Consider the following 11,261-nt stretch of genomic DNA (forward strand, 5'->3'; position numbering starts at 1 on the left):
GGACGCCCGACGCGCGCGAGCCGCTCGCGCAGCTCGTCGAGCTGCGCGGCCGACGGCGCGGCCGCGACGCGTTTCGCGGCCGGCACGACGGGCTGCGGCGCGCAGGCTTCGGACAGCACGTCCTCCGGCAGCGCGAGCACGACCGGGCCGGGCCGGCCGGCGGTCGCGACGTGGAACGCATGGCTCAGGTACTCGGGAATGCGGCGAGGATCGTCGATCTGCGCGACCCATTTCGCCATCTGGCCGAACATGCGCCGGTAGTCGATTTCCTGGAAGGCTTCGCGGTCGAGGTGCTCGCGCGCGCACTGGCCGACGAACAGGATCATCGGCGTCGAATCCTGGAACGCGGTGTGCACGCCGATCGACGCATGGGTCGCGCCGGGCCCGCGCGTGACGAACGCGATGCCGGGGCGGCCGGTCAGCTTGCCGACCGCCTCGGCCATGTTCGCGGCGGCCGCCTCGTGGCGGCAGACGACCGTCTGGATGCGCGCGGTGTCGTCCGCCAGCGCATCGAGTACGGCGAGGAAACTCTCGCCGGGCACGCAGAACACGCGTTCGACGTGATTGGCGAGCAACGCATCGACGAGCAGTCGCGCGCCGGTGGTGGCGGGCTGCTCGAGATCCTTGGAATGCGACATGGGCTGCCGTCTCCCTGGGTAGCGGGACGTACAGCTTACGCCTGTCGGCGGGGCGCCGGTACGCCGGCCGGTGAAAAGTGTCGGAACCCGGAGCGGGTCGGGCGGCGCGTCTTGCGTGCTCGCCGGGTTCGGCTGGCCGAAAGGACGACTGGTGCGTGATTGCCGGACGGTGGACAGTGGAGGCTGCCGGCATCGAGCCGGACAGGACGATCCGCTGCCACGGTCAGGCGGGTGGCGAACTGCGTCGAACCACGTGTCTTTTCGCCGCAATTGACCGGCCGCCGGCAGTGGATATCTTCGGCATATCGCAAGCCGCCCGCATGATCACTTCGGAGTCGTGTACACACATGGATTTACATTGCCTCGGAAACACCCTAAAGTACATCCATCGTACACACGCATGGGAGATCGACATGCATACCACGAGGGTGTTCCGGAACGGCAACTCGCAGGCCGTACGGATTCCGGCGGATCTTGCCTACGAGCGCAGCGATATCGAGCTCGAAATCGAACGGATCGGCGACGAAATCCGTATTCGTCCCGTGCGACGGCCGTTGGCTGGCGTGCTCGAGAAGTTCGCGAAATTCGCACCGGATTTCATGGCTGAAGGGCGTGGCGACCAGGAGCAGGCCGACCGCGAGGGTTTGTGATGCCGCGCTACATGCTCGACACCAACATGTGCATCTATTTGATGAAGCATCAGCCGGAACAGGTCGCGAAACGATTTGCCCAGTGCTACACGGGGGACGTCGTGATGTCGGCGATTACCTACGCCGAGCTCGAATACGGCGTGGCCGCGTGTGCGAATGCGGTCCGGGAGCGCCGCAACCTTGCCGACCTGATCGAGGATATTCCGGTTGCGCCGTTCGACGCGGCGGCCGCGCAAGCGTACGGCCCTGTTCGCGAAGCGACCCGCGAGCGGAAGAGGGATCATCTCGACAAACTGATCGCGGCGCACGCGGTATCGCTCGACGTCGTGCTCGTGACCAACAACGAGCGGGATTTCGCGAGTTACCCGGGGTTGCGGCTGGAGAACTGGCTGAACGACTAGCGTGCCCGGTCATGTCCGGCGGCACGGCAGGGTATCGATTCGCCCCGCGTGACCGCCGGAATCCGCATCAGCACTCGACGATATTCACCGCGAGCCCGCCGCGCGACGTTTCCTTGTACTTCGTCTTCATGTCGGCACCGGTCTCGCGCATCGTCTTGATCACCGAGTCGAGCGACACGTAGTGCGAGCCGTCGCCGCGCAACGCCATGCGCGCCGCGTTGACCGCCTTCACCGACGCCATCGCGTTGCGCTCGATGCAGGGAATCTGCACCATCCCGCCGACCGGGTCGCAGGTGAGGCCGAGGTTGTGCTCCATCCCGATCTCGGCCGCGTTCTCGACCTGTTGCGGCGTGCCGCCGAGCACGGCCGCGAGCGCGCCCGCCGCCATCGAGCATGCGACGCCCACTTCACCCTGGCAGCCGACTTCCGCGCCGGAGATCGACGCATTCAGCTTGTAAAGAATGCCGATCGCGGCGGCGGTGAGCAGGAAGTCGATCACGCCCTGCTCGTTCGCGCCCGGCGTGAAGCGCGTGTAGTAGTGCAGCACGGCGGGGATGATGCCGGCCGCGCCGTTGGTCGGCGCGGTGACGACGCGCCCGCCGGCCGCGTTTTCCTCGTTGACCGCGATCGCGTACAGGTTGATCCAGTCGATCATCGACAGCGGATCCTGCAGCGCACGCTCCGGGCTGCCCGTCAGCGTGCGGTACAGCTGCGGCGCGCGGCGCTTGACCTGGAACGGGCCGGGCAGGTTGCCGTCGGCATCCGGGTTGCCGATTCCGCAGCCGCGCGACACGCACGACTGCATCACCGCCCAGATCTTCAGCAGGCCATCGCGCGTCTCTTCCTCGGTGTGCCACGCGCGCTCGTTTTCCCACATCAGCTGCGCGATGGACTTGCCGGTCGACTCGGTCAGCGCGAGCAGCTCGGCGCCGGTGCGGAACGGGTGCGTCATCTGCTCGGCCGCGCTCAGCACCTTCGTGTTCGGCGCGCCGGCCGTCACGACGAAGCCGCCGCCGACCGACAGGTAGGTGCGCTCGACCAGCACCGCGCCGTTCGCGTCGCTCGCGCGCAGCTTCATCCCGTTCGGATGCTCGGGCAGCGCCTGGCGGTAGAACGCGATGTTCTCCTTCAGCACGAACGGCACCGGGTGCGTGCCGAGCAGCGCGAGCTTCTTCGACTTGCGGACGTCTTCCAGCCGCGCGTCGATCGTGTCGGGATCGACGGTGTCGGGCGCATCGCCGAGCAGGCCGAGCATCACGCCGCGGTCGGTGCCGTGGCCCTTGCCGGTGGCGCCGAGCGAGCCGTACAGCTCGACCTTCACGTGGGCGGTCGCGTCGAGCATCCCGTCGCGCTCGAGGCCCTGGACGAACATCAGCGCCGCGCGCATCGGCCCGACCGTATGCGAACTGGATGGACCGATACCGATCTTGAAGAGGTCAAAGACGCTGACTGCCATTTCGATTCCTGCCTTGCTTTAAGAGTAGTGCTAGCGCGCCTGCAATGGCAGGCACGCGGCGAGCCATGCGGGCGGCGTTGGGGAAAGTTGCTGCGCGACGCGGGCATAACGCCCGTCGAGCCGCGCGGCCAGATGAAAGAGTTCGGTGGCGTTTTTCGGGTCCCACTGCCCCGTGTAGCCCGGCAGGCCGGCTTCGCGGCGCTTCGCGTCGAACGGCACCGGCGAATTCACGAATTCCTCGTGCGTTTTCTCGCCGAGCGCGTACGGCACGAGCCAGTCGAGCGCGGCCGCGAGCGTCGCACCGTTCGTGCCGCGCTCGCGCAGCCAGTTGCGGTTGAAGCGGCGCGCGGCGAGCGCGGCCGTCACCAGCGGCTGCAGGTCGTAGACCGCGTAGTGCAGCGCATCGCGCTCCTCGAAGTCCCATGTCTTGCCGTCCGGGCCGATGTTGTCGGCCAGATGCTCGACGAACAGCCGCTGCGCGGCGTTCATCATCCTGCGGTCGCCGAGCGTGAACGCGGACAGCGCGATCAGCTTGATCCGGTGGCTCTGCCAGTTGTTGCGCCAGGTGCCGGTGAGCGGGCGCTTCTGCGCGTCGATCTGTGCGACATAACCGGCGCCGAGCTTCGCGATGAACGCAGCGGTCGCGTTGCGGGTCTTCACCGGCAGCGCGCTTGCCGTCATGTCGTACGCGACGATCAGGCTGTCGAAACGCGTCTCGTCGATCGGGTTGAAGCTCGGCTGGTAGGTGCCGACCCACGCGGACAGGAAGCGGTCGACGAGCTGCAGGTAGCGCGGCGCGTTCGTCACGCGCCACGCGAGCGCGGCATCGCGCATCAGGTCGAGATCCTTCAGCGCGGCGGCGCTCTGGTCGTAGATGCCTTCGTGCGGCAGCGTGCCCTCGGTGTGCACGCGCGCCATCGCCTTCGGCTGCTCGCCGATGCGTGCGTCGACGCTGCGGATCAGCGCCTGGACGCCCGGCTCGGCCTGCGTCGTCTCGCTCGCCTGCAGGGCCGGCGCCGCGCAGAAATTCATCGCCGCGCGCGCGCTGCCGCACGCGAGGCCGGCAGCGGCCAACGACAGCGACGCGACGAACATCGGCACGACACGGCGCGCGCGCGGCCGCCCTTGCAGTGCACCATGGCCCGGAAACATCGGACGCACCATGCGGAACTCCTTCATTGGCTGGATCGCGTGTGATGTTAGCTGGATTGGCGCACGAACGTGCACGGGTTCGAGCGGCGAACAAAAAAACCGCACGCAACCCCGGGTTGCGTGCGGTGCGGGCCCCATCGGACGACTCCTGGCCTCGTGTGCGTTATGCGTATTCCGACATCGGCACGCACGAGCAGAACAGGTTGCGGTCGCCGTAGACGTTGTCCGCACGGCCGACCGGCGGCCAGTACTTGTTCGTGCCGAGCGACGCGACCGGGTACGCGGCCTGCTCGCGCGAGTACGCGTGCGGCCATTCGTTCGCGGTGACGACGGCCGCCGTGTGCGGGGCGTGACGCAGCGGGTTGTCCTCGCGGTCGGCGCGGCCTTCCTCGACCGCACGGATTTCCTCGCGGATCGCGATCATCGCGGCGATGAAGCGGTCGAGTTCCTCTTGCGATTCCGATTCGGTCGGCTCGACCATCAGCGTGCCCGGGACCGGGAAGCTCATCGTCGGCGCGTGGAAGCCGTAATCCATCAGGCGCTTCGCGACGTCGTCGACGGTGATGCCGCTCGATTCCTTGATCGGGCGCAGGTCGAGAATGCACTCGTGCGCCACCAGCCCGCCCGGGCCCGAATACAGCACCGGGTAGTGCGGCGCGAGGCGCTTCGCGATGTAGTTCGCGTTGAGGATCGCGGTTTCCGTCGCGGCGGTCAGGTTCTTCGCGCCCATCATCGCGATGTACATCCACGAGATCGGCAGGATCGACGCCGAGCCGTACGGCGCGGCCGACACCGCGCCGATGCCGTTTTCGTCGCGCGAGTAGCCGGTCGAACGCTGGTTCGGCAGGAACTTCGCGAGGTGCGCGCCGACCGCGACCGGGCCGACGCCCGGGCCGCCGCCGCCGTGCGGGATGCAGAAGGTCTTGTGCAGGTTCAGGTGCGACACGTCGCCGCCGAACTGGCCCGGCGCGGTCAGGCCGACCATCGCGTTCATGTTCGCGCCGTCGACGTACACCTGGCCGCCGTGCGCATGCACGATCTCGCAGATCTCGCGGACGTTCTGCTCGAACACGCCGTGCGTCGACGGATACGTGATCATGATCGCCGCGAGGTTCTTCGCGTGCTCGTTGGCCTTGGCCTTGAGATCGGCGATGTCGACGTTGCCCTGCGCGTCGCAGGCGACGACCACGACCTTCATGCCGGCCATGTGCGCGGACGCCGGGTTCGTGCCGTGCGCGGATGCCGGGATCAGGCACACGTCGCGGTGCGCTTCGCCGCGCGATGCGTGGTAAGCGTGGATGATCAGCAGGCCCGCGTACTCGCCCTGCGAGCCGGCGTTCGGCTGCAGCGACACGGCCGCGTAGCCGGTGGCCGCGACGAGCATCTGCTCGAGCTGGTCGATCATCTCGCGGTAGCCGACGGTCTGCTCGGCCGGCGCGAACGGGTGGATGCCGCCGAACTCCGGCCACGTGACCGGCAGCATTTCCGACGTCGCGTTCAGCTTCATCGTGCACGAGCCGAGCGGGATCATCGAACGGTCGAGCGCGAGATCCTTGTCCGACAGGCTGCGCAGGTAGCGCAGCATTTCGGTTTCGGAATGGTGGCGGTTGAACACGGGGTGCGTCAGGTACGCGCTCGTGCGCTCGAGGCCGGCCGGCAGCGCGGCGACGCCGGCGAGGCCCGCGTCCAGCGCATCGACGGCCGGCGCGGTGCCGCCCGCGGCCTGCGCGAACACGTCGAGGAGATCGGCGAGGTCGTCGCGCGTCGTCGTTTCGTCGACCGATACGCCGACTTGCGTGTCGCTCACGCGGCGCAGGTTGATGCGCCTGGCCTTCGCGAGTTCATGGACCTGCGCGGTGCGCGCGCCGGTGTCGATCGTCAGCGTGTCGAAGAACGTGTCGTTGACGGTCGTGAAGCCGAGCTGCTTCACGCCGGCGGCGAAGAGGGCCGCGATGCGGTTCACGCGCAGCGCGATCGTCTTCAGGCCGTGCGGGCCGTGGTAGACCGCGTACATGCTGGCCATGATCGCGAGCAGCGCCTGCGCGGTACACACGTTCGACGTCGCCTTCTCGCGGCGGATGTGCTGTTCGCGCGTCTGCAGCGCGAGGCGCAGCGCGGGCTTGCCCTGCGCGTCGACCGTCACGCCGACGAGGCGGCCCGGCATCTGGCGCTTGAATTCGTCACGCACCGCGAGATACGCGGCGTGCGGACCGCCGAAGCCCATCGGCACGCCGAAGCGCTGCGTGTTGCCGATCGCGACGTCCGCGCCCCAGTCGCCGGGCGGCGTCAGCACGGTCAGCGCGAGCAGGTCGGCCGCGACGACCACGTGGCCGCCGGCCGCGTGGATCGCTTCGGTGAGCGCGCGGTAGTCGCGCACGTCGCCGTTCACGCCCGGGTATTGCAGCAGCACGCCGAATGCATTCGCTTGCGCCGCGTCGGCGGCCGGGCCCGTCTTGACCTCGATGCCGACCGGCAGCGCGCGCGTGCGGATCACTTCGAGCGTTTGCGGCAGCACGTCGTCGGCGACGTAGAACACGTTCGATGCCGGCTTGCCGGTGCGCTGCAGCAGCGTCATCGCTTCGGCGGCGGCGGTGGCTTCATCGAGCAGCGACGCGTTCGAGATCGCGAGGCCCGTCAGGTCGGCGACCATCTGCTGGAAGTTCAGGAGCGCCTCGAGGCGGCCCTGGGAAATTTCGGGCTGGTACGGCGTGTAGGCCGTGTACCACGCCGGGTTTTCGAGCACGTTGCGCAGGATCACGGCCGGCGTGTGCGTGTCGTGGTAACCCTGACCGATATACGAGCGGAACACCTGGTTCTTGTCCGCGAGAACCCGCAGCGCGGCGAGGGCTTCGGCCTCGCTCTTCGGCTGCGCGAACGGGCCGAGCGGCAGCGTTTCGGCGCGGCGGATCGAGGCCGGGATCACGGCGTCGATCAGGGCGGCGCGCGACGCGAAGCCGAGCGTGTCGAGCATGGCCTGCTGGCTGGCGGCGTCGGGGCCGATGTGGCGTTCGGCGAACGCGTCGTGCGTTTCGAGCGCGGCGAGCGAGAGGGGCGTGCGGTTCATCAGGCGGTCCGGGTGTTCGAGCTTCATGGCGTGACTCTGGTCCCGCGCGGGCCGGCCGGCGGCCGGCGTCGCGCGGTTCGGGTAAGGGAATTAGTCGATCAGCTTGCTGTAGGCGGCGGCGTCGAGCAGGCCGTCGGTCGATGCGCCGGCGGCGAGCTTGATCTTGAACAGCCACGTGTCGTACGCGTCGCTGTTCACCTCTTCCGGCGTGTCGATGGCGTCCGCGTTGATCGCGACCACCTCGCCCGACACCGGCGAATAGATGTCCGACGCCGCTTTCACGGATTCGACGACGCCGATCGCGTCGCCCGCCTTCACCTGCTTGCCGACGGCCGGCAGTTCGAGGAAAACGATGTCGCCGAGCGTGTTCTGCGCGTGATCGGTGATGCCGACCGTCAGCGTGCCGTCGGCTTCAGTGCGGATCCACTCGTGTTCGTCGGTGTACTTCAGATCGGCCGGGACGTTGCTCATCGGATGCTCCTGATAAAAGGGTTTGTTCGTTTTGCTGGCGCGCCCGCCGGGGCGCGCCGGGTGTGGTGTTGCGCCGGGCGCCATCTCCCGGCTTTCCGGGAGGCGGGCCGCCCGGCCGTTACGCAGCGAGGACCTTGCCGTTGCGCACGAACGGCAGTTTTACCACGCGCGCGGGAAGATTCTTGTCTCGAATTTGCACCTGGACGATGTCGCCGATCTGGACGGCCGCCGGCACGCGCGCGAACGCGATCGATTCCTGCATCGACGGCGAGAACGTGCCGCTCGTGATCTCGCCTTCGCCGTGCGGCGTGACGACCTTCTGGTGCGCGCGCAGCACGCCGCCCGCCTTGCCGTTTTCCTTCTGCAGGATCAGGCCGACGAACGCGGCGCGGGTGCCGTTGGCTTCAAGGGCGGCGCGGCCGACGAAGTCGCGCGGCGCGCCGAGGTCGACCGTCCACGCGAGGCCCGCGTCGAGCGGGGAGACGGTGTCGTCCATGTCCTGGCCGTACAGGTTCATGCCGGCCTCGAGGCGCAGCGTGTCGCGCGCGCCGAGCCCGCACGGGCGCACGCCGTTCTGCTGCAGCGCGTTCCACAGCGCTTCGACGTGCACGGCCGGGACGATCACTTCGAAGCCGTCTTCGCCGGTATAGCCGGTGCGTGCGACGGTGAGATCGCCGAACGGCGTGCCGGCGACCTGCGCGGCGTTGAACGGCTTCAGCTCGCTCGTCGCGGCACGCGCGGCGGGCACGGTCGCCCAGGCCTTTTCGCGGGCGTTCGGGCCCTGTACGGCGATGATCGCGAAATCGCGGCGCGGCGCGATCGTGACGCCGTAGCCGCCTTGCTCGTTCAGCTGGTTGAACCACGCGATGTCTTTCTCGGCCGTGCCGGCGTTGACGACGACGCGGAAGAATTCTTCGGTGAAGTAGTAGACGATCAGGTCGTCGATGACGCCGCCCTGCGGATTGAGCAGGCACGAGTAGAGTGCCTTGCCGGGCGTCTTGAGCTTGCCGACGTTGTTCGCGATCGCGTGCTCGAAAAATGCGCGCACGCGGCTGCCGGTGAAATCGACGACGCACATGTGCGACACGTCGAACATGCCGGCGTCGGTGCGCACGGCTTCATGTTCTTCGATCTGCGAGCCGTAGTTGACGGGCATGTCCCAGCCGCCGAAGTCGACCATGCGGGCATTGAGCGCGCGGTGCGCGGCGTTGAGCGGGGTGTGATTCAGTGCAGTCATCGAGGCCTCAGGCAAGGCGCTTGCGCGCGGATCAGAACGGCCATGTGCCGACCACCGCGGCCGACGGCCTGCGAGCGATCCGGTACATGCCCCTCTGTCCTCGATACCTGAGAGATTGCGCTGCCGGCCAGGCCTGGCGAACGCGCGCCCCTTCGGTGGGCAGCCTGCCCGCGCAGCCTATGCGCTGCGGGCTACTGCCGCTCTCCAGAGTGCGGGGAGTGTATGGCCCGCGCGATGCACGGACGAGGTTCCCCGACGCGGTCGGTCCTTTTGCCTGAGAGTTTGCGGGTGTGCCCCTTCGGCGGCGCAACCGGCTGAAACAGCACGGTCACACGCTCTCCCGACGCGTGCGGGCGACTGTACGCGAGCAGGTGGGCCTTGTCAATTTGAGCAAAAGAATGTCGCTTCGCGACAAGCGGCGACAAGCGGCGGCAAGCGGTGCCGCCGCTTTCTCCGCGCCGGCGGGCGCCGGTGCGTTACTCGCCGATCGCGCGCGCGGCCGTGTCGAGTTCCTGGTTCAGCACGCGCTGCTCGTCGCCGGACAGGCCGCCGCTGTGCTGCGCGGACATGTCGTTCGCTTCCTGGCGGATCACGTCGAGGCGGTGGTGAAGCTGCGCGCCGTACGGCGGCGGGTAGTAGCCGCCGTTCACGCGCGCATCGATGCGGCGGTGCAGGTTCTCGATCCGGCCCTGGATCTGCTGCATCCGCTCGTTCGCGACGACCTGCGGATTCGGGCGCGGCGGAGGGGCCGGGCGAACCGGCTGCTGCGGCTGCACGATACAGGCCGCAAGCGAGGAAACCAGGACGCAGCACGCTGCTGCGCGAATCAACCGTTGCATCAACATTCTCCAGACGGATTGGTGTCGGATCGACTTTTTCGAGAAACGCGTCAGACCGGTCGGACGCTGACTTTCGTTCCCCCGGCATTTGTAACCGAATGTTCCTGTAATCGAATCCGCCGGGCCGGCCGCGCGCGTGCCGGCCGGTCGCGACCGGCACGCGCGCGGTGTCAGATCGTGCGGCGCACGAACGGCAGCCGGCGGCCGTCGTGCTCGCTCTGCGCGGCGAGCTCGATGATCGTCATCACGTCGACGGCATCCTGCGTGGTGACGGGGAACGGCGCGCCGTCGCGGATCGACGCGGCGAGCGCGCGGTAGAACTCCGCGTACTGGCCGTCGAGTGTCGGCACCGGGCGTTCGACCTCGACCTCGCCGTCGAGCACGCGCAGCAGGCCCGGCGGATTGCCGCCGCCGAATTCGACGTCGTCCGCGGTGAGGCCGGCCTTGAGCTGGTCTTCCTGCGTGTCGAGCCCGAACTTCTGGTAGCTGCCGCGTGTGCCGTGCAGCGTGAAGCGCGCGGGTTCGATCGCCGACAGCGCGCTCGCATGCAGCGCCACGTCCTTGTCCGGGTAACCGAGCTGCAGGTGCACGAAATCGGGCGCCGTGCCGTTGTCGCGACGGGTCTTGACGGTCGCGCCCACCGTTTCGGGCAGGCCGAACAGCGCGAGCGCCTGGTCGATCAGGTGCGGGCCGAGGTCGAGCAGCAGGCCGCCGCCGCGGGCGGGTTCCTCGCGCCAGCGCGTGCGCGGCGTCGGGCGGAAGCGGTCGAAGTGCGACGCGAAATACGTGAGCCGGCCGAGCTCGCCCGATTCGACGATGCGGCGCACGGTGAGGAAATCGCCGTCCCAGCGGCGGTTGTGGAACGGCGCGAACAGCCGGCTGCGCGCGTTCGCGAGCCGCGCGAGCGCAAGCGCCTCGTCGGCGGTGAGCGTGACGGGCTTGTCGACGACCACGTGGCGGCCGGCTTCGAGTACCTGGCGCGCGAGCGTGAAGTGCGTGTCGTTCGGCGTGGCGATCACCACGCATTCGATGTCGTCGAGGCCGAGCAGCGTGTCGAGATCGGGGACGACGCGCGCGCCCGGATACGCGGCCTGTGCGCGATCGGGCTGCCCCGTCGCGATCGCGGCGACTTCAGTGCGGCCGCTCGTGGCGATGACCGGCGCATGGAACGTCGCGCCGGCGAAACCGAAACCCATCAAACCAATCCTGAGCAATGACGACATGGCAATCCCTGGCTGCGAAGGAAACTAAAGGATGGTGCGCCGAGACGGCGCGAAGACGACCGGCTATTTTGGCATGGCGCCGCCGCTCGTACCGGGGCGTTCGGGCGAAACGCGCCGTGCGATGCGGCGC

Annotated in this window: 10 protein-coding genes and 2 riboswitches; of the genes, 2 read left to right on the forward strand and 8 right to left on the reverse strand. The window is 68.4% G+C overall.

What is annotated here, in order from left to right:
* Positions 1-638: thiamine pyrophosphate-binding protein (locus L810_RS42030; protein WP_042978331.1), on the reverse strand; the 638-nt coding region annotated here is incomplete at its 3' end.
* A 413-nt stretch (positions 639-1,051) separates the two neighbouring features.
* Between L810_RS42030 and L810_RS42035 the strand changes: the two genes are divergently transcribed.
* Positions 1,052-1,288: an antitoxin gene (locus L810_RS42035; protein WP_042978332.1), complete on the forward strand. Its 237-nt coding sequence runs from the start codon at positions 1,052-1,054 to the stop codon at positions 1,286-1,288.
* Positions 1,288-1,689 carry a type II toxin-antitoxin system VapC family toxin gene (locus L810_RS42040; RefSeq protein WP_021164186.1) on the forward strand — a complete coding sequence of 134 codons (402 nt, stop codon included), beginning with the start codon at positions 1,288-1,290 and terminating at the stop codon, positions 1,687-1,689. Before L810_RS42035 ends, L810_RS42040 begins: the two co-directional genes overlap by 1 nt.
* Before the next feature lie 67 nt (positions 1,690-1,756).
* Here the strand turns inward: L810_RS42040 and L810_RS42045 are convergent, their stop codons facing one another.
* From L810_RS42045 to L810_RS42075, 7 genes are all read right to left on the reverse strand, one after another.
* A complete protein-coding gene (locus L810_RS42045; protein ID WP_021164187.1) occupies positions 1,757-3,145 on the reverse strand; it encodes an L-serine ammonia-lyase in 1,389 nt (462 codons plus the stop codon).
* A gap of 30 nt (positions 3,146-3,175) precedes the next feature.
* The gene (locus tag L810_RS42050) at positions 3,176-4,309 is read right to left on the reverse strand and encodes an alginate lyase family protein (protein WP_021164188.1); all 1,134 of its coding nucleotides are present in this window, start codon (positions 4,307-4,309) and stop codon (positions 3,176-3,178) included.
* A gap of 151 nt (positions 4,310-4,460) precedes the next feature.
* Entirely contained in the window at positions 4,461-7,388 is a 2,928-nt protein-coding gene (gene gcvP / locus L810_RS42055; protein WP_021164190.1) for an aminomethyl-transferring glycine dehydrogenase, read from the reverse strand.
* A 63-nt stretch (positions 7,389-7,451) separates the two neighbouring features.
* On the reverse strand, positions 7,452-7,832 hold the full coding sequence (gcvH, locus tag L810_RS42060; RefSeq protein ID WP_021164191.1) for a glycine cleavage system protein GcvH: 381 nt from the start codon (positions 7,830-7,832) through the stop codon (positions 7,452-7,454).
* Positions 7,833-7,950: 118 nt separating this feature from the next.
* Positions 7,951-9,069, reverse strand: a complete 1,119-nt coding sequence (gene gcvT / locus L810_RS42065; RefSeq protein WP_021164192.1) for a glycine cleavage system aminomethyltransferase GcvT — start codon at positions 9,067-9,069, stop codon at positions 7,951-7,953.
* 84 nt (positions 9,070-9,153) lie between these two features.
* Positions 9,154-9,287: riboswitch (glycine riboswitch) on the reverse strand.
* A 34-nt stretch (positions 9,288-9,321) separates the two neighbouring features.
* A riboswitch (glycine riboswitch) is annotated at positions 9,322-9,422 on the reverse strand.
* 123 nt (positions 9,423-9,545) lie between these two features.
* Positions 9,546-9,908: a hypothetical protein gene (locus tag L810_RS42070; RefSeq protein ID WP_021164193.1), complete on the reverse strand. Its 363-nt coding sequence runs from the start codon at positions 9,906-9,908 to the stop codon at positions 9,546-9,548.
* A gap of 170 nt (positions 9,909-10,078) precedes the next feature.
* Complete coding sequence (locus L810_RS42075) at positions 10,079-11,131, reverse strand: oxidoreductase (protein ID WP_042978333.1); 1,053 nt, start codon at positions 11,129-11,131, stop codon at positions 10,079-10,081.
* Positions 11,132-11,261: the final 130 nt, after the last annotated feature.

Source organism: Burkholderia sp. AU4i (genome assembly GCF_000466765.1).
Taxonomy (GTDB): domain Bacteria; phylum Pseudomonadota; class Gammaproteobacteria; order Burkholderiales; family Burkholderiaceae; genus Burkholderia; species Burkholderia cepacia.

Bases quoted from the DNA above. Each gene is read 5' to 3' on its own strand.
- L810_RS42035 (WP_042978332.1), top strand. From the start codon at position 1,052: ATGCATACCACGAGGGTGTTCCGGAACGGCAACTCGCAGGCCGTACGG.
- L810_RS42040 (WP_021164186.1), top strand. From the start codon at position 1,288: ATGCCGCGCTACATGCTCGACACCAACATGTGCATCTATTTGATGAAG.
- L810_RS42045 (WP_021164187.1), bottom strand. From the start codon at position 3,145: ATGGCAGTCAGCGTCTTTGACCTCTTCAAGATCGGTATCGGTCCATCC.
- L810_RS42050 (WP_021164188.1), bottom strand. From the start codon at position 4,309: ATGGTGCGTCCGATGTTTCCGGGCCATGGTGCACTGCAAGGGCGGCCG.
- gcvP (WP_021164190.1), bottom strand. From the start codon at position 7,388: ATGAAGCTCGAACACCCGGACCGCCTGATGAACCGCACGCCCCTCTCG.
- gcvH (WP_021164191.1), bottom strand. From the start codon at position 7,832: ATGAGCAACGTCCCGGCCGATCTGAAGTACACCGACGAACACGAGTGG.
- gcvT (WP_021164192.1), bottom strand. From the start codon at position 9,069: ATGACTGCACTGAATCACACCCCGCTCAACGCCGCGCACCGCGCGCTC.
- L810_RS42070 (WP_021164193.1), bottom strand. From the start codon at position 9,908: ATGCAACGGTTGATTCGCGCAGCAGCGTGCTGCGTCCTGGTTTCCTCG.
- L810_RS42075 (WP_042978333.1), bottom strand. From the start codon at position 11,131: ATGTCGTCATTGCTCAGGATTGGTTTGATGGGTTTCGGTTTCGCCGGC.